Source organism: Rhodospirillaceae bacterium (assembly GCA_028819475.1).
In the GTDB taxonomy this organism is placed as follows: Bacteria; Pseudomonadota; Alphaproteobacteria; order Bin65; family Bin65; genus Bin65.
Map to the genome: position 1 here is coordinate 71,431 of JAPPLJ010000019.1, position 21,329 is coordinate 92,759.

General features: G+C 68.1%; 16 protein-coding genes. 9 read left to right on the forward strand and 7 right to left on the reverse strand.

What is annotated here, in order from left to right; all coding sequences use genetic code 11:
* Positions 1-16: 16 nt before the first annotated feature.
* Complete coding sequence (locus OXM58_04260) at positions 17-388, reverse strand: TIGR02300 family protein (GenBank protein ID MDE0147562.1); 372 nt, start codon at positions 386-388, stop codon at positions 17-19.
* A gap of 224 nt (positions 389-612) precedes the next feature.
* Here OXM58_04260 and aroA point away from each other — a divergent pair, with 224 nt between their 5' ends.
* The 5 genes from aroA to OXM58_04285 all read left to right on the forward strand — a co-directional run bounded on the left by aroA (position 613) and on the right by OXM58_04285 (position 5,547).
* Positions 613-2,013 carry a 3-phosphoshikimate 1-carboxyvinyltransferase gene (aroA, locus tag OXM58_04265; protein ID MDE0147563.1) on the forward strand — a complete coding sequence of 467 codons (1,401 nt, stop codon included), beginning with the start codon at positions 613-615 and terminating at the stop codon, positions 2,011-2,013.
* 2 nt (positions 2,014-2,015) lie between these two features.
* The gene (locus OXM58_04270) at positions 2,016-2,801 is read left to right on the forward strand and encodes a class II aldolase/adducin family protein (protein ID MDE0147564.1); all 786 of its coding nucleotides are present in this window, start codon (positions 2,016-2,018) and stop codon (positions 2,799-2,801) included.
* A gap of 74 nt (positions 2,802-2,875) precedes the next feature.
* Entirely contained in the window at positions 2,876-3,760 is an 885-nt protein-coding gene (locus OXM58_04275; GenBank protein ID MDE0147565.1) for a bile acid:sodium symporter family protein, read from the forward strand.
* Entirely contained in the window at positions 3,757-4,428 is a 672-nt protein-coding gene (locus tag OXM58_04280; protein ID MDE0147566.1) for a protein tyrosine phosphatase, read from the forward strand. Before OXM58_04275 ends, OXM58_04280 begins: the two co-directional genes overlap by 4 nt.
* Before the next feature lie 105 nt (positions 4,429-4,533).
* A complete protein-coding gene (locus tag OXM58_04285; protein ID MDE0147567.1) occupies positions 4,534-5,547 on the forward strand; it encodes an ABC transporter ATP-binding protein in 1,014 nt (337 codons plus the stop codon).
* A gap of 18 nt (positions 5,548-5,565) precedes the next feature.
* Here OXM58_04285 and OXM58_04290 read toward each other — a convergent pair whose 3' ends face one another.
* The gene (locus OXM58_04290; GenBank protein MDE0147568.1) at positions 5,566-6,591 is read right to left on the reverse strand and encodes an NAD(P)-dependent alcohol dehydrogenase; all 1,026 of its coding nucleotides are present in this window, start codon (positions 6,589-6,591) and stop codon (positions 5,566-5,568) included.
* 137 nt (positions 6,592-6,728) lie between these two features.
* Here OXM58_04290 and OXM58_04295 point away from each other — a divergent pair, with 137 nt between their 5' ends.
* Positions 6,729-8,243, forward strand: a complete 1,515-nt coding sequence (locus OXM58_04295) for a YifB family Mg chelatase-like AAA ATPase (GenBank protein ID MDE0147569.1) — start codon at positions 6,729-6,731, stop codon at positions 8,241-8,243.
* A 137-nt stretch (positions 8,244-8,380) separates the two neighbouring features.
* Here OXM58_04295 and OXM58_04300 read toward each other — a convergent pair whose 3' ends face one another.
* Both OXM58_04300 and OXM58_04305 read right to left on the reverse strand, forming a co-directional pair.
* Positions 8,381-9,760 carry a tetratricopeptide repeat protein gene (locus OXM58_04300; protein MDE0147570.1) on the reverse strand — a complete coding sequence of 460 codons (1,380 nt, stop codon included), beginning with the start codon at positions 9,758-9,760 and terminating at the stop codon, positions 8,381-8,383.
* Between the two features lie 46 nt (positions 9,761-9,806).
* Positions 9,807-10,427, reverse strand: coding sequence for a glutathione S-transferase (locus tag OXM58_04305; protein MDE0147571.1), 621 nt, complete (start codon positions 10,425-10,427; stop codon positions 9,807-9,809).
* Between the two features lie 184 nt (positions 10,428-10,611).
* Between OXM58_04305 and OXM58_04310 the strand changes: the two genes are divergently transcribed.
* The 3 genes from OXM58_04310 to OXM58_04320 all read left to right on the forward strand — a co-directional run bounded on the left by OXM58_04310 (position 10,612) and on the right by OXM58_04320 (position 14,950).
* Positions 10,612-11,691 carry an LLM class flavin-dependent oxidoreductase gene (locus tag OXM58_04310; protein ID MDE0147572.1) on the forward strand — a complete coding sequence of 360 codons (1,080 nt, stop codon included), beginning with the start codon at positions 10,612-10,614 and terminating at the stop codon, positions 11,689-11,691.
* Between the two features lie 322 nt (positions 11,692-12,013).
* Positions 12,014-14,158: a molybdopterin-dependent oxidoreductase gene (locus OXM58_04315; protein MDE0147573.1), complete on the forward strand. Its 2,145-nt coding sequence runs from the start codon at positions 12,014-12,016 to the stop codon at positions 14,156-14,158.
* A gap of 141 nt (positions 14,159-14,299) precedes the next feature.
* Entirely contained in the window at positions 14,300-14,950 is a 651-nt protein-coding gene (locus OXM58_04320) for an MBL fold metallo-hydrolase (GenBank protein ID MDE0147574.1), read from the forward strand.
* A gap of 1,485 nt (positions 14,951-16,435) precedes the next feature.
* Here OXM58_04320 and OXM58_04325 read toward each other — a convergent pair.
* The 3 genes from OXM58_04325 to putA are packed head-to-tail and all read right to left on the reverse strand — an operon-like array spanning position 16,436 to position 20,860.
* Positions 16,436-17,389 (reverse strand): ornithine cyclodeaminase family protein, encoded by a 954-nt coding sequence (locus OXM58_04325; protein ID MDE0147575.1) that lies wholly within the window; start codon positions 17,387-17,389, stop codon positions 16,436-16,438.
* 15 nt (positions 17,390-17,404) lie between these two features.
* Complete coding sequence (locus tag OXM58_04330) at positions 17,405-17,659, reverse strand: aconitase X (protein ID MDE0147576.1); 255 nt, start codon at positions 17,657-17,659, stop codon at positions 17,405-17,407.
* Between the two features lie 45 nt (positions 17,660-17,704).
* Positions 17,705-20,860 (reverse strand): bifunctional proline dehydrogenase/L-glutamate gamma-semialdehyde dehydrogenase PutA, encoded by a 3,156-nt coding sequence (putA, locus tag OXM58_04335; protein MDE0147577.1) that lies wholly within the window; start codon positions 20,858-20,860, stop codon positions 17,705-17,707.
* Between the last annotated feature and the right edge of the window lie 469 nt (positions 20,861-21,329).

Genomic DNA, 21,329 nt, shown 5'->3' on the forward strand with positions numbered 1-21,329 from the left:
CCCGGCTCAGCGCCGATCAGCCTTCCTTCTCGGGCTTCTCGACATGCTCCATGACCTCGTCTAGGTCGGATTCGTCCTCGCCCAGGTCCGACGCATCCTCAAGAACGTCATCGTCGTCGTCCCCGTCGCCGTCGACACTGACATCTTCGAGTTCTTCCGGCAGCGTCACTTCGTCGTCGCCCGCTTCACTGTCGCCAGCCGGCTTTTCGGCGTCCTTCTCCTTGGTGTCTTCCTGCGTCGGCGGCTTCCGGTTGCGGCCGCGTATCAGGTCGTCCGGGTTGAACACCGCGCCGCAATAGGGGCACTCTGCCGGCACTTTCAAGAGATCGTAGAATTTGCCGCTGCACGAAGGGCAGGCGCGTTTCTGTCCGAGGTCGGCGTCAGCCAAGGCAGGTCTCCGGGTCGTGGCGAGAATCCTGTGCGCATTCTTTCGGCAGGAGTGCCGGGCGGCGGCAACCTGCGCCGTGCGAAATTCTGGTGAGGCGGCTATGTGGTAGAGAGGCGCCCGCCGTCAAGACCCGAATTGCCCGTCCAATACGGCCCGGCCGCTTCACCGGCCCGGCCAAATGTCCAACCGCACCGCCCACCGAGCCCCCGCCCGATCGCCACCCGATGTCCGCTGCCCCGCCCGAATATTCCGACAGTGCGGCCCGCCCGGCCATCGCCCGGCCCGCCGCGCGGCTCGACGGCGTGGCGGCGCTGCCCGGCGACAAGTCGATCTCGCACCGCGCCCTGATGCTTGGCGCACTTGCCGTCGGCCGGACGCGGGTCACCGGCCTGCTGGAAGGCGCGGATGTGCTGGCCACAGCGAACGCCCTGCACCATCTGGGCGTGACGGTGGCGCGGCAGCCGGACGGCGCCTGGACAATCGACGGCGTCGGCATCGGCGGGCTGGTTGCGCCGGATTCGGTCCTGGACATGGGCAACGCGGGCACCGCAGCTCGGTTGCTGCTCGGCATACTTGCGAGCCACGACCTGCGCGCCGTGATGACCGGCGACACCTCGCTGTGCCGGCGGCCGATGGCGCGGGTGACCGAACCGCTGTCGCAAGTGGGCGCGCGTTTCGACTGCGCCGAAGGCGGCAGGTTGCCGCTGACTGTCTGGGGCGCGCGGGCGCCGGTTCCCATCGTGTACGCCCTGCCCGTCGCGTCGGCCCAGGTCAGCTCGGCCGTGCTGTTGGCCGGCCTCAACACAATGGGCGAGACTTCGGTGATCGAAACCGCGCCGACGCGCGACCATACCTTCCGCATGATGCGCCATTTCGGCTGCAGGATATCCTCGGCGCACGGAAGAACCGGAACGCGCTATACGGTCGACGGCTGGCAGGAATATTCCGCCGCCGATCTTCGGGTGCCGGCCGATCCGTCGTCGGCCGCCTACCCGTTGGTCGCGGCCCTGCTGGCAGGCAGCGGCGCCGTAACCGTTCGCGGCGTTTGCCTCAATCCGCTGCGCGCCGGCCTGTACGATACCCTTGCCGAGATGGGTGCCAACCTTGCCATCGAGAACCGGCGCGAGGTTTCCGGCGAGCCGGTCGGCGACCTTGTGGCGGAGGCGGGCGCGCTGAACGCCGCCGCGGTGCCGGAGGGGCGCGCGGCCTCGATGATCGATGAATATCCGGTCCTTGCCGTGGCGGCCGCGCTGGCGAACGGCACCAGCCGGTTCGACGGGATCGGCGAGTTGCGCGTCAAGGAAAGCGACCGCCTGGCCGCTACCGCGGACGGCCTCGCCCGCTGCGGCGTATCCGTGCGGAGCGGCGACGACTGGATGGAGATCGACGGCTCCGGTGGACGGCCCGTCGCCGGCACCGGCCCGGACAATCCGGTCGCCACGATGCACGACCACCGCATCGCCATGAGTTTCCTGGTTCTCGGCCTCGCCAGCAGGGATGGCGTGGCCGTGGACGATACGGCTATGATCGGCACCAGCTTTCCAGGCTTCGTTCCGCTGATGCAGTCGCTGGGCGCGCCGATCGAAGACCTTGGAGATCCGGCTGACCGCCCGACCGGAGAATGAGCATGACCACCGTTACGGCCATCCGCCCCTTCGGCAACGTCCGCAACCGGGTATCCGACGAGGAATGGGCCGTTCGCGTCGATCTTGCCGCCGCCTATCGGCTGGTCGCCCATTACGGTTGGGACGACCTGATCTACACCCATATCTCCGCCCGGGTACCCGGTCCGGAACATTATTTCCTGATCAACCCCTACGGGATGATGTTCGAGGAGATCACCGCCTCCAGCCTGATCAAGATCGACATGGACGGCGAGCTTGTCATGGAGAGCGACTACGGCGTCAACAAGGCCGGATTCACCATCCACAGCGCGGTCCACGAGGCGCGGGAGGATGCCCGCTGCGTCATCCATCTCCACACGCTGGACGGCATGGCGGTGTCGACCGACAGCCGCGGCCTGCTGCCGCTCAACCAGACTGCGCTGCTGATCCGCGACCTGATCGCCTGGCACGAATATGAAGGCGTCGCGGTCGATCTCGACGAACGGCCGCGCCTGCAAAAGGACCTGGGCGACCGGAACTACATGCTGCTGTGGAATCACGGAACGCTGACCTGTGGCGCAACCGTCGCCGAAGCGTTCCAGCGCATGTATTTCCTCGAGCGTGCCTGTTCGATGCAGGTGCGGACGCTTTCGACCGGCGCCGAGATCCACCCGCCAAGTGAGGAAATTATCGAAAGGACCGCGCGTCAGGGGGACAATGACGAGTATTTCGCCATGCTTTCCAACACCATGGCCTGGCCGGCGCTGCTGCGTATGCTCGACCGGCGCGATCCGTCCTTCCGGGAGTAGGGGAAGACAGTTCCGCCGCGACGCCGCTGTAACGGTTCCATAGAGAGGTCCGGTCCCGGACCGGGAGGAGTCTCGTGGGCGTTATAACCAATGTGATCCTGCCGCTGGCGCTGGCGCTGATCATGTTCGCCATGGGGCTGGGCCTGACGGGACGCGATTTCGCCCGGGTGTTCGCCCAGCCGAAGGACTTCCTCGCGGGCGCCGGGCTGCAGCTGATCGTGCTGCCGGCGGCCGCCTTCGCACTGGCGTCGGTCTGGCCGATGGCCGCGATCCTGGCGGTTGGCCTGATGATCCTCGCGTCCTGCCCGGGCGGGACGACCTCCAATCTGATGACCCTGATCGCCCGGGGCGACGTTGCGCTCTCGATCTCGCTCACCGCGGTAATCAGCCTGCTCGCCGTCCTGACCGTGCCGCTCATCGTCGGCAACAGCCTGACCCATTTCCTGGGACAGGACGCACCGCCCCTGCCGGTACTGGAGACCGTGCTGAAGATCACCGCCATCGTCGTGGTGCCGACGGCCCTCGGCATGCGGGTGCGCCGGCTCGCGCCGGCCTTCGCCGAATGGGCCGGAGGCCACACCCGGTTGCTGTCGACTGTTGTGTTCATCCTGGTCGTGATCGCCGGCCTGATCTCGTCGCGCGAAGACATCCTTCCCTTCTTCGCCCAGGCCGGGCTGGTCTGCCTGGTCTTCAACCTGCTGATGCTGGCGATCGCCCACGGCATCGCGACCGGCCTGCGCCTCAAAAGGCCGCAGCGGATCGCCGTCACCATCGAATGCGGCTTCCAGAATGCGACGCTGGGCATCGTCGTCGGGACCACACTGCTCAACGATGTCCGCTTCGCCATCCCAAGCGCCGTTTACGGCCTCATCATGCTGTTCACCGGCCTGGGCTACAGCATTCTGGTCGCACGCCGCAGCGCGGCCGAAGACGCCGGACAGGACAGGACCGGCTCTTGACCCACGAACCGACGGGCCGTGCCCCCGGGAAACCCGCTACGGCGCTCGGCGCGGCAACTGACGCCCTGTTGCGCGACCATGCGGTGTTCCGTCTGGTCTTCAACCGGTTCCATCGCGTGTCGCCGCGCCTGTTCCGTTCCGGCCAGCCGACGCCGGCCCAGTTGCGCCGCTGGACCCGCCGCCACGGGCTCAGGACGGTGATCAACTTGCGCGGCCGGCATCCCTTTTCCACCTACGGCCAGGAAATCGCCGTATGCCGGGAGCTCGGTCTCGCCCACATCGATTTCCGGCTCGACTCCCGCGGCGCGCCGCCCAGGGACCGGCTGCTGCAACTGCTCGATATGGCCGGCGGGCTGGACTACCCGATTCTCGCTCACTGCAAGACCGGGGCCGACCGGGCCGGCCTGTTCGCCGCCGCCTTCCTGCACGGCGTCGAAGAGCAGCCGATCGGGCTGGCGCAACGGCAGCTCAGCCTGCGCCACGGGCATTTCCGCCAGGCCAAGACCGGCATTCTGGATTTCTTCTTCGAGCGCTATGTCCGGGACACCGGCGGGCAGGGGTTCCGCCGCTGGATCGAGGAAGATTACGATCCCGCCGCCCTGAAGGCCGATTTCATGAGCCAGTGGTGGGCGAGCCTCCTGGTCGACCGGATTCTGCGCCGCGAATAGCGCATCGCGCTGCCGTCGGACAGGCGTTCGGCAGGCGCCCGGAGGCCGTGCCAGCGCCGCGTGCCATCCCTTGCACGCACCCCGCCGCCGCACCACTTTCCCGCCATGCCCGACGCTTCCTCCGCCGCGGCCGCGCTGCCGGACGACATCGTACCCGCCGTCCGGGTCCGCGGCCTCGCCAAGACCTATTGCGGCTCGAAGAATTTCGCCCCGAGCCGGGCGCTGAAGGGAATCGACCTCGATATTCCCAAAGGGTCCGTCTTCGGACTGCTCGGGCCGAACGGGGCCGGCAAATCGACCCTGATCAACATCCTGGCAGGCCTGGTCAACAAGACCGCCGGATCGGCTTCGATCTGGGGCATCGATATCGACCGCCATCCGCGCCGGTCGCGCGCCGCGATCGGCGTGGTGCCGCAGGAGTTGAACATCGACGCCTTTTTCACGCCGCGCGAACTGCTGGATTTCCAGGCCGGTCTCTACGGGGTGCCGGCGCGCGAACGGATAACCGAGGAATTGCTCGCGGCCGTCCAGCTGAGCGACAAGGCCGAAAACTACTCGCGCACCCTTTCCGGCGGCATGCGGCGGCGGCTTATGGTCGCCAAGGCAATGGTCCACAAGCCGCCGGTGCTGGTGCTGGATGAACCGACCGCCGGCGTCGACGTCGAATTGCGCCAGCAGTTGTGGAGCCAGATCCGGGCCCTGAACCGGTCGGGCACGACCATTCTGCTGACGACCCATTATCTCGCGGAAGCGCAGGAACTGTGCGACCGGATCGCCTTTATCAATCATGGCGAGGTCATCGCCTGCGACACCACAGAGGCGCTGCTCGAGCGGGTGGACCGCAAGGAAGTCACGTTCCTGTTGGGCGAGCGGCTAAGCGAGCTGCCGGCGGGGCTGGCGCATTACAGTGCCGAACTCATCCCGCCGCGCCGGCTGATCATCCGCTACCGCCCGAGCCGGACGCGGTTTCGCGATCTTATCAACGACGTGCGCGAGAACGGCCTCACTATCGTCGATCTGTCGACCCACGAAAGCGATCTCGAAGACCTGTTCCTGCAGCTGACCGCTGCGCCGGCCGAGGGCGCCGCCGGCGAAGGCGGCCCGGCCCGGTCCCGCTGAGGCTGCCGCGCCGCCGGATCAAGCGCCCCAGCCGGCTCCGCACACCTTGCCGAAATGGCGGCCTTCGGGGAAGGCGCGCAGGGCCTCGGCGACATCCTCGAAGGCAAATCCGTGCGCTTCGTCCACCGCCGGCCGCGTGCCGAACAGGGCGAGTGCCCGGTTCATCGCCTCGAACATGGTCCGGCTGCCGACCGTCACGCCCTGGAGCCGGACATTCTGGGTGACGACCGGACCGAGATTGAGCGTGCCCGCCGCGCCCGAAAGCACGCCGATCAGGCTGATCGTGCCGCCCGGCCGCACCGCCCGCAGCGACTGCTCCAACGTGCCGCCGCCGCCGACCTCGACGATATGGTCGACGCCGCGGCCCAGCATCGACCGCGCCGCCTTCCCCCAATCCGGCGTTCTGCGGTAGTTGATCAGGTAATCGGCGCCCAGCGCCTCCGCTTTCGACAGCTTGTCGTCGCTCGAAGAGGTCGCGACCACTTCCGCCCCGTGCATCTTGGCGAACTGCAGGGCGAACAGGGAAACGCCGCCGGTACCCTGGACCAGAACGGCATCGCCGGCCCTGACCTGCCCTTGTTCGACAACGGCGTTCCACGCGGTCACGGCGGCACACGGCAGCGTCGCCGCCTCAACCGCCGTCATGTGCGCCGGCGCCTTGACGACGCCGTTCTCGGAGAGGAGCATCTTCTCCTGCACGGTGCCGTCGTTGGGGCCGCCCAGCGTGCCGCCCCAGCATTCTTCCCGGAACGTGCCGTCGATCCAGTTCTGGCCGAAGATCGGGCAGACCAGATCGCCGAGCGCGACCCGGCCGACGCCCTCGCCGACCGCTTCGACCGTCCCCGCACCGTCGGACAACGGCACCAGAGGCAGCTCGCCGGAGCGACGGCCGTAGCCGCGGTTGACCATGACCGTATCGCGGTAGTTGATGGACACCGCCTGCATCCGCACGACGATCTCGCCCGGACCGGGCACCGGATCGGGCCGTTCGGCCAGCCGGATATTGTCGAGGCCCCAGTCCCCCTCGATCTGCATGACGCGCATGGCGGTTGTCCCCCGGTTTGGAAATTGTCATTCGAGGCGGACCTTAGCGGCCGCACACGGCGGGTCAACCGGCCTGCGAACCGGACAGGATAAACGAATAAATTGCCGTTCCAGGGCCGCTCTGCTATCGCCGGTTCATGGTTGCGCGGGTTAAAACGATTGCCTTTCACGGAATCGACGTGCTGGACATCGATGTCCAGGTGCAGATTTCCAGCGGCATGGTCGCCTACAAGATCGTCGGGCTGCCGGACAAGGCCGTGGGCGAATCCCAGGAACGGGTGCGCAGTGCGCTGAGCGCGCTGGGTCTTGCGCTCCCGGCCAAGCGGATCACCGTGAACCTGGCGCCGGCCGACGTGCTGAAGGAAGGCAGCCATTTCGACCTGCCGATCGCAGTCGGCATGCTGATGGCGATGGGCGCCCTGCCGGCCGATGCGCTGGACGGCTACACGGTGGTCGGCGAACTGGCGCTGGACGGCCAGATCGCCCCGGTCGCCGGTGTATTGCCTGCGGCGATGGCGGCGGTCGGCGAGGGACGGCGCGGCATCGTCTGCCCGGCGGCCTGCGGCGGCGAGGCGGCCTGGGCCGGCGATCTGGATGTGCTCGCACCGCGTTCGCTGATCGCCCTGGTTAACCATTTCAAGGGCACCCAGGTGCTGAGTCCGCCCGCGCCGGCGCTGGCAGACGACGACGGCCGCTATCCGGACCTTGCCGATATCAAGGGGCAGGAGACCGCCAAGCGTGCGCTGGAAATCGCTGCGGCGGGCGGCCACAACCTGCTGATGATCGGCCCGCCCGGCTCCGGCAAGTCGATGCTGGCGGCGCGCCTGCCCGGCATCCTGCCGCCGCTCGACGCCGCCGAGGCGCTCGAGGTCAGCATGATCCACTCGGTCGCCGGCATGCTGGAGAACGGCCGCATCACAAGGCGCCGGCCGTTCCGCGACCCGCACCATTCGGCGTCGCTGCCCGCCCTGGTCGGCGGCGGCCTGCGCGCCAGGCCGGGCGAAGCCTCGCTCGCCCATCTCGGCGTGCTGTTCCTCGACGAACTGCCGGAATTCAACCGCCAGACCCTGGAGGCGCTGCGCCAGCCGGTCGAATCGGGCCGGGCGGTCGTGGCGCGCGCCAACCATCATGTCACCTATCCGGCGCGCTTCCAGCTCATAGCCGCGATGAACCCCTGCCGTTGCGGCCACCTCGACGATCCGGCGCTTGCCTGTTCGCGCGCGCCGCGCTGCGCCCGGGAATACCAGACGCGGATCTCCGGCCCGATGTTCGACCGGATCGACCTGCATGTCGACGTTCCGGCGGTGAGCGCCGCCGATCTGTCTCTGCCGCCGCCGCGCGAGAGCAGCACGGACGTGGCGCAGCGGGTGGCTGCCGCGCGCGCTGGCCAGAAGGCGCGTTATGCCGGGCAGGGCATCCGGACCAATGCCGAAGCCGACGGCGACCTGCTGGAGGAGGCTGCCGGGCTGGATGCAAGTGGCCGGGCCTTACTCACGGAGGCGGCCGGGAAACTGCGGCTCAGCGCCCGCGGCTATCACCGGGTCCTGCGCGTCGCGCGAACTCTGGCGGATATGGACGGGGCCGGCGCCGTCGGTCGCCTCCACATCGCCGAGGCCCTGAGCTACCGCCGCATCGCGCCGGGCGCGGGATAATACCCCTTGACCCCCCGACGGTTCTCCCAGTCGGGGACGGAACCCGGAACAGGCACCCGCAGCGGCAAATCGGTTTCCGGCTCGACAAGGTCGAAACGGGGTCGCGACCTGCCCGCCCAATGTGCCGGTCGAAATCGCTAACCCTGTGCCGGCGCACCCGCCCTCTGCCCGGCCGGGCCATCGCTCTCGTCGAACAGGGCGGCGAAGCGGCGGCGGGTCCAGGCGCTGGTCGGGCGGCGTTCGGCGCGCTCGGCGATCAGCGCCTTCGCCCGCGCCGTCCGTCCCGCGCGGATCGTAGCCTCGATCTGCATCTGGACGAACAGGTCGCGCTGGGCGTGGCTGCCGCCGATCCGCCGCAGCTCGTAGCGCACGCCGTCCAGCAGGTCGGCAGCGCGGCCGTAGTCGCCGGTGTAGTAAGCCGCCGCAGCCTCGCACAAAGGAGCCGCGACATCCCGGTAGACCGGCGCCTGGCTGCCGTCGGCCCGGGCCGCTTCTCCGATACCCGCCCGATGGGCCGCCACCGCTGTGCTGTCGCCGGTCCGGGCGATGGCGACGGCATAGTGGGCATCGACGAAGGCGAGCAGCAGGTCGGTCGCGTGCTCGGCGCAGTGGCCCGCCACTTCGGCCCAGCGGTCGCCGACATCGACGCCCTCCGATTCGAGGCGCCACAACAGCGCCACCGCGTTGGTCAGGTCGAGATAGTCGGCCGATTCCTCCTCGCGCACGCCGCGGTCGTAAAGGTCGAGCACCGCGTCGAAGTCGCCGAGTTCGAAATGGAACAGCGCCCGGTGCCACCAGAGGTGGAAGCGGAAATTCTGGACCTGGCTCCAGTGCGGTTCGAGGCCCGACAGCCAGGCGATGCCTTCGGCCTGCCGGCCTTGCATCTCCATGACATGGGCAACGGCATGGGTGCCCCAGGGATCGTCCGGGTTGATGCCGACGGCCTCCCGGCCGCGCTGCTCGGCGCGGGCATAGTCGCCGTCCTCTTCCAGCGCGAAAGCGTAGCAGCCGGCGACGAAGCCGTAGTCCGGCACCGTCGGGTCCCAGGCATGCATGATCCGGGCGAGCGAATCGCGCATGGCGGTGCTGTCGCCGCTGTAGAAATGCGTGTAGTGCGCCAGCCGCATCGCGAGAAGATCGAGCGGATGGTCGGTCAGGATGCCGTCCCACAGGGCAGTCGCGCCCGCCATGTCGCCGTCGGCCCAGCGTTCGAGCGCCGCGATATGGGCGGATTCGCGCCCGGTGACCGGGCGGTCGGCCGCGGCCTGCTGCGCTTTCGCCAGGGATTTGCGTCCGGCCGACCAGCGGCCCGCCTCGCTGAACAGCAGCATGAAATAGCCGCGCAGGCAGTGCGCCATCGCCATGTCGGCATCGGCGGCGTAGGCCTCCTTCAGCCGGTCGCCGGTGTCGCGCCGCATGCCGAGATAGCTGCGCACCGTGCGGTCCCATGCCTCGACCGCCTCGGGCGATGCGGCCGTCAGCGCAAGGCCACGGCAATCGCGATGAATATCCGCCATTCCTGTCTCCTTGCCGGTTTTCCAGCCGGGACCGACGCACCCGCGCTCAGGAGAGCGGCAGCATGATGTGTTTCCGGAAGGCCGGGCGTTTCTCTAGCCGGTCCATCCAGTCGGCGATATGGAGCAGTTCGGGCCGCTCGATATGCAGGTTGAGATAGCGCCAGGTTGCCGCCCCGATCGGGATATCGCCCATGGTGAAACGGCTGCCGGCAATATAGTCCCGGCGCGCCAGAGCGGCATCGAGAATCTGGAAGACGTGGCCGGACTCGATGGCTTTCTCGGTGATCAGGCCCATGTCGCGCTGGTCCGGCGGCGTGCGCACCAGCCCGAAGAACACCGGGATCAACGCCCCGATGACGGTGGTCTGCATCCAGTCCATCCACATGTCCGCCGCCGCCCGCTCGGCGAGGTCGGTCGGCCACAGGTCGCCCTCGCTCCATTTCGCGGCCACGTAGCGCACGACGGCGTTCGATTCCCAGACAACGGTATCGCCGTCGATCAGGGTCGGAACGCGGCGGTTGGGATTGAGCCGGCCGTAACTCTCCGTATCGAGCTGGCCGAACTCGAGGCCGGCGTCGATCCGGTCGAACGGCACGCCCGCTTCGTCGAGCGCCCAGATCGCCTTCTGCACATTGAGCGAATTCTTGCGGCCCCACACAGTGACCATGCCGCGGTCTCCTCCCTGAAACGACGTTGTCCCACGACGATAGCGCCGCTGCCTCCGCCGCCCAAGGGAAATACTGACTCGAAACACGGACCTGCATAACGGGTTTGACCTGCCGCACCGGCACCGGGCATGGTCGGATGCGATTGCAGACCGTCGACAGCGCCTTATTGGGAAAGCCGGAACCTTGGACTTCTGCCTGTTTCACCTGCCGACCTGGCGCAGCGCCTATCCGGTGACGCTGAACCGGTTCTACGAGGAGTTGATCGGCTCGGTGAAGCTGGCGGACGATCTCGGCTGGCGCAGCTACCGGACGACCGAACACCACTTCCACTATTACGGCGGTGCGGTGCCCAACCCGGCGCTCTACCTGACTGCCCTCGCCCGCGAGACAAGGCAGATTCGGCTGGGCACGGCCGTCTCTCTGCTGCCGCTGCGCCATCCGCTCCAGGTCGCCGAAGACCTGGCCTCGCTCGACCAGTTTTCCGGCGGCCGGGCCGAGATCGGCCTGTCCCGCGGCTTCGTGCCCCACGAATTCGCAGCCTTCGGCGTGACAAGGGAGGAAAGCGCCGAGCGGATGTACGAGGGCCTGGAGGTCATCGAGAAATTCTGGGCCAGAGAGCCTTTCGCACACGCCGGCCGCTTCTGGTCGTTCGACACGGTCGAGCCTTGGCCGGCGCCGGTTCAGCCCGCGCCTTCGGTGTGGATCGCGGCGTCGAACGACCGCAACAGTTTCGAGGCGGCCGGCCGGCGCGGCTACAACCTGATGATGAACCAGTATCCGATGAGCCTGGAGAGCCTGACGCAGAAATTGCGCTGGTACCGCAACGCGCTCGCCGGCGCGGGCCATCCCGACGTGAGCCCCGGACCGGGCGGGCGCAAGGCCATGGTCGCCCTGCTGACCGTGATTGCCGATACCGAGGAGGAGGCCGTGGCGATCGGCCAGCCCGCGGTGCAGGAGCATGTCGCCGCCTTCGGCAAGGTGCTGGCGGGCGACACCTGGAACCGGGATTTCGCCGCCAGCGAGGCGGCGCTCACCGGCAGCACCGGGATCGACGACCTGACCACCCTGTTCCGCGAACGCTGCCTCATGACGACGGCGGACCGGGCGGCGGAAAAGATCGCCGCCTATCGCGATCTGGGCTTCACCGAAACCGCCTTCATCGCGCGCTTCACGAGCATATCCGCCGAACGGGAGCGCGAGACCGTCGAGCGGCTGACCCGGGACGTGTTGCCCCTGCTGGGCGTGGAGGCCGCAGCGGCCTGATGCCGGCCGCACCGCGGCGCGGTCCCTTCCTGCTGACCTGCCGGTTCCCTGCTTCCCTCCCCCGTCATTTCGACCGGAATGGCCCGCAAGGGCCATGAAGCGGAGAAATCTTTCCGCTATGGCGCCCTGGTCCTTGCGTTCCGCGTGAGAGATTTCTCCACTCCGCCCCGGATCAAGTCCGGGGCTACGGTCGAAATGACGGGGTTGGGTAGTTCCGGGCACAGCGTTCAAAACGGGAGACCACCGGCGGTTCGCATTTGTTGACGCCTCGGCCCGCGCTTCCTACGCTCGTTTGAACCGGGCCTGAGAGGAAGGGAAGTTCATGCCGCTCGATAGCGCACATCCTGCCGCCGGAACCGCAACGGCGCCGGCCGCCGGCGCGGTCGCGACCGTCCGCTCCGCCTGCCCCCACGATTGCCCGAGCGCCTGCGCCCTGGAAGTCGAGCGCCTGTCGCCGACGCGCATCGGCCGGATCAGGGGCAACAAGGAATTGCCCTACACGGCCGGCGTCGTGTGCGAGAAGGTCTCGCGCTACGCCGAGCGCGTCCACCACCCGGACCGGCTGGGCCGGCCGCTGCGCCGCACCGGCACCAAGGGCGAGGGCAATTTCGCCCCGATTTCCTGGGACGACGCCCTGGACGAGATCGCCGAGGCCTTTCTGCGCGCCGAGGCCCGCTACGGCAGCGAGACGGTCTGGCCCTATCATTCCGGCGGCACCCTGGGCCTCGTCAGCCGCTGGGGCCTCGACCGGCTGCGCAACGCCAAGCGCTATTCGAAACAGCGCTCGACCATTTGCGTCGGCCCGTCGTCCTCGGGCTGGAAGGCCGGCGTCGGCATGCTGACCGGCCCCGACCCGGCCGAGGCGACGAAATCCGACCTGGTCGTCGTGTGGGGCGGCAATCCGGTCGCCACCCATGTCAACCTGATGAGCCACATCCGGCGCGCCCGCAAGGAGCGCGGCGCCGAGTTCGTGGTAGTCGACGTCTACGACACGCCGACGGTGCAGGCGGCCGACCGGGCGCTGATCCTGCGCCCGGGCACCGACGGCGCGCTGGCGCTGGCCATGATGCAGGTGATCCTGGCCGAAGGGCTGGCAGACCGGGCCTATCTCGCCCGGCTGACCGACTTCGACCCGGAAGTCGAGCGCCATATCCTCAGCCGGACGCCGGCCTGGGCGGCAGAGATTACCGGCCTGCCGGAGCAGGACATTATCGATTTCGCCCGCCTGTACGGCCGGACCAGGCGGAGCTTCCTGCGCCTCGGCCTCGGCTTCACCCGGTCGCGCAACGGCGCCGTCGCCATGCACGCCGTGAGCTGCCTGCCGGCCCTCACCGGCGCGTGGCAGGAGGAGGGCGGCGGCGCCTTCTATGCCCGGCTGGAGGACTGGGGCCTGGATCTCACCCTTGCCCACGGCCTCGATCTTGCCGATCCGGCGATCCGCTCGCTCGACCAGTCGCGCATCGGCCCGGTGCTGACCGGCGCGCCCGGCGCGCTGGAAGGTGGTCCGCCGGTCACGGCGATGCTGATCCAGAACGCCAATTCCGCCGAGGTGGCGCCGGACAGCCGCGCGGTGCGCGCCGGGCTGGCGCGGAACGACCTGTTCCTGTGCGTCCACGAGCAGTTCATGACGGCGACCGCCCGCTACGCCGATATCGTGCTGCCGGCGACCACCTTCCTGGAGTGCGACGACTTCTACATGGGCTGGGGCCATTCGGCGTTGACCATCGGCAAGCGGGTGCTGGAGCCTTTCGCCGAAACCCGCAGCAACCACGACGTCGTGTGCGGGCTGGCCAAACGGCTGGGTGCCGAAAGCCCGGCCTTCGACATGAGCGCTTGGGAGCTGGTAGACGCCACGCTGCAACGCTCGGGCAAAGGCAGCGCCGACGCCGCGGCGGCCAAAGGCTGGATCGACTGCAACCATCCGTTCGAGGACGCGCATTTCCTGAACGGCTTCCCGACCGCGGACGGCAAGTTCCACTTCAGGCCGGACTGGGCGGCCGTCGGCCCCTACCATGCCGGGATGCCGGCGCTGCCCGACCATTGGGCGGTCACCGAGGCGGCCGACGACGCCCGGCCCTTCCGCATGGTGGCGCCGCCGGCCCGGACCTTCCTGAATTCCAGCTTCACCGAGACGCGGGGCTCGCAGCGGCGGGAAGGTGCGCCGACCGTCCTGATCCTTGCCGACGACGCCGCGGCCCACGGCATCGCCGACGGCGCCCGCGTGCGGGTCGGCAACGGCCGGGGCGCGGTCACGCTGACGGCGCGTATCGCTGACGGCCTGTTGCCCGGCACGGCGATCGTCGAAGGCATCTGGCCGGGCGACAGCTTCAGCGATCCGGCGGACGAAGGCATGGGCATCAACCAGCTTGTCTCGGCCGAGGCGGTCGGTCCGGTCGGCGGCGTGGCGTTCCACGACACGGCGGTCTGGATCGAGCCGGTAGAGCGCGAGGCCACCGGGACGGCCTGACGCGCCGGCCCGGATCCTGCGTATCGTGCGGCAGATCGGGGCTTGCGCCGCTCCGGGCCGCGCGACATCTGAAGAGCCCCGGTCGCCAACAGCCTTCCCGCCCGCTCGCCCGCCATGTCCGACGCCGCCCCGAAACCGCCGATCCAGGCGGTGATGATTCCGGTCACGCCGTTCCAGCAGAACTGCTCGCTGCTCTGGTGCACCGAGACCATGCGCGGCGCGGTGACCGATCCCGGCGGCGACCTGGAGCTGATCGAGCACGCGATCGCCGAGCGCTCCGTCACGGTCGAGAAGATCCTCGTCACCCACGGCCATCTGGACCATGCCGGCGGCACGAAAGACCTGGCCGAGCGCCTGAAGGTGCCGGTGGAAGGCCCGCACGAAGCCGACATGTTCTGGATCGGCCAAATGGAGGAGCAGGGCCGCATGTTCGGCCTCGCCGGCGCCCGGGAATTCGAGCCGGACCGCTGGCTGAACGACGGCGATACGGTCAGCTTCGGCAACGTCACGATGGACGTGATCCACTGCCCCGGCCACACGCCCGGCCATGTCGTCTTCGTCCATCGCGCGGCCGGCTTCGCCGTGGTCGGCGACGTGCTGTTCCAGGGCTCGATCGGCCGGACCGACTTCCCGATGGGCAATCACGACGACCTGATCGCCAGCATCCGCAACAAGCTGTTCCCGCTCGGCGACGACATCGCCTTCATCCCCGGCCACGGCCCGCCGTCCACCTTCGGGCAGGAACGGCAGACCAACCCCTTCGTCTCCGACATCGCGCTCGGCCTGGCCTGACGCCGTTCGCCGGATCGAGCCGGACCCATCGACCCGCTCCGCCTGGCCGGGATGACGGATGGGCGGCAGGAGAGGGGTTCGCGGATGTCATGATGTGTCAGGAAATGTCATGATTCGTCATGTTTCTCCGTTTCCGGCCAATTCCAGGCCTCAGGTCCGGCAGTCCCTTCCCCATGGATTCCTCTGCAAAATGGGCACCGACCGAATCCCCCTCCCGTTGGCGGCGGGGACTCGAACGGGGCCGTGAGGGGGGATGTGCGGCGATGTCATGAAATGTCATGATTCGTCATGATCGCCTCCCTCCTCGCCCTCTCCCGTCATTCCGACCGGAGCAGTCCGCAGGACTGCGGAGTGGAGGAATCCCGGCGCCGAACTCCGGGTTCCTGTCGGATAGATCGAGCTGAGTTCCCTCCACTCGCTGGCGCTCGGTCGGGATGACGGGAAGGGGAGCGGCCGGTCGGGACGACGGTTCGGGTCCGGGCGGCTGCCGGTGCCTCGCAGGGTGTCATGAAATGTCATGGCACATGGCGTTCGCGTTTCTATAATTTATTCCTATTTTGTCATTAATCTGTTGAATTTTAGACATTTTATATTGAGAATTCAGACCCAACTAATTGTTTCTTGCATTTGCGTAATCGTCTCGCAAGCAGATTCTTTCAAACCGGAGAGCATAGTAGCGCATGGCTGTCCATCAATCCGCCCGTAAAGGCACGACCGAGCAGTAGGTGGCCGATAGACTTTAGCCATCGGGCGGGTTCGATTCCAATCCTTTCGGAAGATCCGGTGCTCAGCGGTCTTTTTTGACTCACCAACACAAAGGGACTGGGATAGGCACAGTGCCTGGCCTGGAGGTCGCGCAACGAGCCTGTGCCGAGGCGGCGGCGGAGTACAATCGCATCGCTGTGCACAATTCGCCGTCAGGAGCGGCGATTGGAGAACGGGGATCGGACACATCACATCCAGAAAATCGTAGGTTCAAACCCTGCCCGCCCAACCACCGAGACCGAATTTCCGGATGAGGGGGTGTCGGTCTCTGTCGTTTCGGGCCCTTTCCGACCTAGCCTAGGATCTTCTTGATGTCAGCCCCGGTTGGCCTCGACCTCTTGACGTCGACCGGCTCGCATTCGGCGAAGTCAGGCACGTGGCTGCGTCGACCGGCAGAAGACGATGAATTTGTACAATACCTGCGGCTGTTTCGACCAGTTACACCGTGCAATGGCGAACGTCGTCCTGCAGGCGTATAGCCTTGAAAACAAGAATTCGGAGGCGGGTTCATCGGGGATGAAGAACCGGACCTCCTGACCCGCGACCTGGACCTCGTGACGCGCCACCCGACCGCCCTGCCGGTGGTTTCTGGTCATGGTGTTCGCGGTCTTCCGGATCGTCGTCTTCCCCGATACCGTGATGTTCCTGCCCGACAGCATGGCCGGTCCGCTGCGGTGACACCGGCGGCACTGCCGCGGCAGCTTCGTGGCGAAAACTGCTTTAACGATGGTCGAGGGTCGTCGCGGAATTCGTGTGGGCGAGTGTCGCGGCCGCCAGGTCTGCAAGCGCGGTTCCGGTGGCCTTGAACAGCGTGATTTCCCGCCCGGCGGTTCGGCCGGCGGCAGTTCCCCGGCACAGGCCGAACAGATCGCCGGCAATCTCCTCCTCGGTCAGGGCACCGGACCGGATCGGCGCGATGAGATCTCCGCTCTCCTTCAAAGCCGCTTCCGTATCGATGTAGACGCGCGCGCGGCGTATCGCGTCGTCGTCGGCTTCGCGCATGCCGGGCGTGAAGCTGCCGATCAGATCGAGATGTTGTCCCGCCTTCAGCCAGGCACCCCGGATCAGCGGCTTGGTCGCCAGTGTCGCGCAACTGACGATATCAGCGTCTGCGACCGCGGCCTCGAGGTTCGTCGCGGCCGAAGCGCGAAACCCCGCGCCGGTGAGCCTTTTCGTCAGCGTTTCGGCCAATCCCGCATCGATGTCCCAGATGACGACGTCCTCGATCGGGCACACCGCCCGAAAGGCCTCGGGCAGGTTGCCGGCGACGCGGCCGGCCCCGACCACGAGGAGCCGGCGCGCATCCGCGGGGGCCAGGTAGCTCGCAGCCAGAGCCGCGGCAGCGGCTGTCCGCCGGTTGGTGATCTCGCCACCGTCCAGCATTGCCAGATGCCGGCCGGTCTGCGCATCGAACAGCAGGTAGGATGCGGAGACTGCGGGCATTCCGGCAGCCGCATTTCCCGGGTTGACGTTCACGAACTTGACTCCGCCCAGCCCCTCCGGGTTCCACGCGGGCATCAGGAGCAGCGTCGCGTCGGGCTGTGCGCCGAGCGGAATGGTGTGGTGTTGGCGCAAGGGTGCGGTCGCTCGGGCCCTGAACATCTCCCGAAGGGCTTCGACAAGCGCGCTGAACGGCAGCAGGTCTCGGGTTTCTGCGGCACTGAAGATGCGCATCGTTCCGTTCCTCGTTCACGTTGCAGGCGATCCGACATTCGTGGTCGCGGGGACCGCCACCCGGGCGCCGTCGTCCGCCAATTTCTCGCAGTACAGCACCCCGGCATCGCCGCGATAGAGGCACCCGTCGATATGGCCCGACACGATGGGAACCAGCCGATCCGCCCCCATCATCCGGGTCGTCTCGACGACGAACTCCATCGCCATTCGCTCGCCCCCGGTTCCGTTGGCACCGGAGAGAACGCGCCGTTCGTGATCGCTCAGGTTCATGGCCGGCCTCGGGTTGCTCGGTTCAGTGTGCGGCCCGCGCCCCGTTCACGGCCGATCGCCGAGCGCGAGGAGAGCGGCGTTGCCGCCGGCAGCCGTAGTGTCGGTCGAGACCGTGCGCTCGACGGCAAAGCGGTGCAGGTAGCGGGGACCGCCGGCCTTCGGACCGGTCCCGGAGAGTCCCTCGCCGCCGAACGGCTGGCTGCCGACGACGGCGCCGATCATGTTGCGGTTGACGTAGATGTTGCCGACACGGGCGCGCCCGGCGATGCGGCGGGCCAGCGAATCGATCCGGGTATGGATACCGAGCGTCAGGCCGTAACCGGTCGCCTCGATCTCGTCGATCAGCGCGTTCAGCCGGTCGCGCCGGAACCGCAGGACGTGGAGTACCGGGCCGAATACTTCGCGCTCCAGCACCGACATGCGGTCGATCTCGACCAGGGCGGGCGCGACGAAGGTGCCGTGTCGGGTGCCGTCGTCGAGCTCGCAGCGGTACAGGATGCGTGCCTCCCCCGCCATTCTCGTCATGTGGTCCTCGATCGTACGCCGCGCGTCCTCGTCGATCACCGGGCCGACATCGGTCTCGATGAAGGCGGGATCGCCAATGCTGAGTTCCGCCATAGCGCCGGTGAGCATTGCGATGACCCGCTCGGCGATCTCCTCCTGCAGGCACAGCACGCGCAGCGCCGAGCAGCGCTGGCCCGCGCTGGCGATCCCGGAGCGGATGACGTCCGCCGTCACCTGTTCCGGCAGCGCCGTCGAATCGACGATCATGGCGTTCTGGCCGCCGGTCTCGGCAATGAGCGGCACGATTGGGCCCTGTCGGTTGGCGAGGATGCGGTTGATGGCCCGGGCGGTTTCCGTCGAGCCTGTAAAGGCGACTCCGGCAAGGCGCGGGTCGGCGACCAGCCGGGCACCGACTTCTTCCCTGGTCCCGGGCAGGAGTTGCACGACGTCGGGCGGAACCCCGGACCGGTGCAACAGCCTCACCGCGAACGCCGCCATCAGCGGCGTCTGCTCGGCCGGCTTGGCGATCACCGCGTTGCCGGCGGCCAGTGCGGCGGCGACCTGGCCGCAGAAGATCGCGAGCGGAAAATTCCAGGGCGAGATGCAGGCGAAGACGCCCCGGCCGTGCAACGCGATGCGGTTCGTCTCGCCGGTCGGCCCCGGAAGATCGGCCGGATCGGCGAAGTCCGCGCGCGCCCGTTTTGCATAATAGCGGCAGAAATCCACCGCCTCGCGGACCTCGGCGACTCCGTCGGCGAGGGTCTTGCCGGCCTCGAGGACCGCAATCGCCATGGCCTGCGCCATGTTCGCCTCGAGGAGGTTGGCGGCGCGTTCCAGGCAGACGGCCCGTTCGCCGGCCGGCGTCGCCGACCATCCGGGCGCGGCCTGCCGTGCGGCCTCGAGCGCGGCCTCGACATGGCCGGCCTCCGCTTCGACCACCTCGCCGACGACCTTGCGCCGGTCAGCCGGATTCACGATGCTGCGGACCCGTCCGCCCGGCGCACCGCTGCCGGGCGCCGCGCGCCAGGGCATGCCCGCGGCGGCCTCCGCCATCTCGCCGGCAAGCCGGCCAAGCGTATCCGGGTCTTCGAGATCGAGGCCCTCCGAATTGCGGCGCGAGGGACCGAACAGCGCCGCTGGCGACGCGATGCCCGGATGTGGCCCCGCATCCGCCGCCGCGACGGCGTCGACCGGGTTCTCGACCAGTGCGTCGATCGGCAGGGCGTCGTCGGTGATGCGGTTGACGAACGAGGTGTTGGCGCCGTTCTCCAGGAGCCGGCGGACCAGGTAGGAGAGCAGGTCTTCGTGGCTCCCGACCGGCGCGTAGACGCGGCAGAAGACGCCGCGGCCCACATCGGCGGCCGCCTCGCGGTAGAGCGCCTCGCCCATGCCGTTCAGGCGCTGGAACTCGAAACCCTCGCGTTCGTCGCCTGCCACCACCAGCATCGTCGCCAGGGTCTGGGCGTTGTGCGTTGCGAACTGAGGGTAGAAGGAGGCCGGCCGCGCCAGCAGCCGGCGGGCGCAGGCGATGTAGGACACGTCCGTCGACGCCTTGCGGGTGAATACCGGAAACCCGTCGAGGCCGCGCTCCTGGGCGCGCTTGATCTCCGTGTCCCAGTAGGCGCCCTTGACCAGGCGAACCGGGATCCGCCGGCCGGTGTCCCGCGCCAGTTCGTCGAGCCACGCGATGACGTGGACGGCACGCTTCTGGTAGGCCTGCACCGCGAGGCCAAGCCCGTTCCATCCGGCGAGCGACGGCGTACGGGCGGCGGCCTCGAAGACATCGAGCGACAGGTCGAGGCGGTCGGCCTCCTCGGCGTCCATCGTGAGCGCGACGCCGGCGGCGCGGGCGCACTCGGCGAGATCGACAAATCGCGGAACCAGCTCGCAGCGTACCCGATCGCGTTGCGCCGTCTCGCAGCGCGGATGCAGGGCGGAGAGCTTGACCGACACGCCTGGCCCGGAAAGCGGGCCGCTCGTCTGCGCGGCCTTTCCGACACGGTCGATTGCATGGCGGTAGGCCTCGAAATAGCGCGCCGCGTCACTTGCGGTCAGCGCGGCCTCACCGAGCATGTCGAACGAGTATCGCTCACCCTGCACCCGAGATTTGTGCGCGCGCTCGAGCGCCTCTTCGATCGTGCGCCCCATCACGAACTGCTGCCCGACGATCCGCATGGCGTGGATCATCGCCTCGCGGATAACCGGCTCGCCAAGGCGGCTGACCAGGCGGCCGATCAGCCCGCCCGCGCCATCGCCCCATTCGGAGTCGGGGCGGACGATCTGCCCGGTCAGCATCAATCCCCAGGTCGACGCGTTAACGAACAGCGAATCGCTGTCGCCGAGATGACGCTTCCAGTCCGCCAGGCCGATCTTGTCCCCGATCAGCCGCTCCGCGGTCTCCGGGTCAGGAACCCGGAGCAGGGCTTCGGCTAGGCACATCAGCGCCACGCCCTCCTTGGTCGAAAGGTCGTAGGCATGCAGGAAAGCGTCGATGCCGCCGGCGGTCCTGCGCGCCGCCCGGACCTGGGCGACAAGCCCGCGCGCCAGCTGCTCCACCCGGTCCACGTCCGTTGGTGGGAGTGCTGCTTCGATCAGCAGCGGCCGCACCGCGTCGGACTCGTCGCCGCGGCAGGCGGCGCGGACGCGCGCGCGCAGCGCACTCACCTCTTCGTCAGCTTCGCGAAAGACGAATCGCATGCCCCGAAGCCTTTGTTCCGGTCGACCCGGCAACGTTTGGTCTTCCGCGGCGCTTTCCTGCGGCGCTTCGGTCGCCGGTGTCCCCGCCGTTTACGCGATGCTGCCCTCGGAGGTGTCGGGGCGGGGGCTGAACAGGCCGGTCTGCATGTAGATGATGCCGATGACCGGCGCCGTCCAGCAGGCGAAGGCCAGCAAAATGCGAAGCAGGACGTTGCGCCCCCGTCCGCTAGGCTCAGCCCGAGCGCCCCCATCGCAAAAGCGCCGCCGGCGCTCCAGGGCGCCAGCGGAGACATCAGGGTGCCGCCTTCCTCGATGGCGTGCGAGGGATAGACATCGCCGGACGCGACATTGGCCGCGAACGAGCTGACGATGGCGTTGGTCTGCAGGCCCCCGAACCCTTTGATCATCCGCATGATGGCGTCGACGATGGATTCGAGGCAGCGGATACGCTCCAGCTGCATCTCTCAAT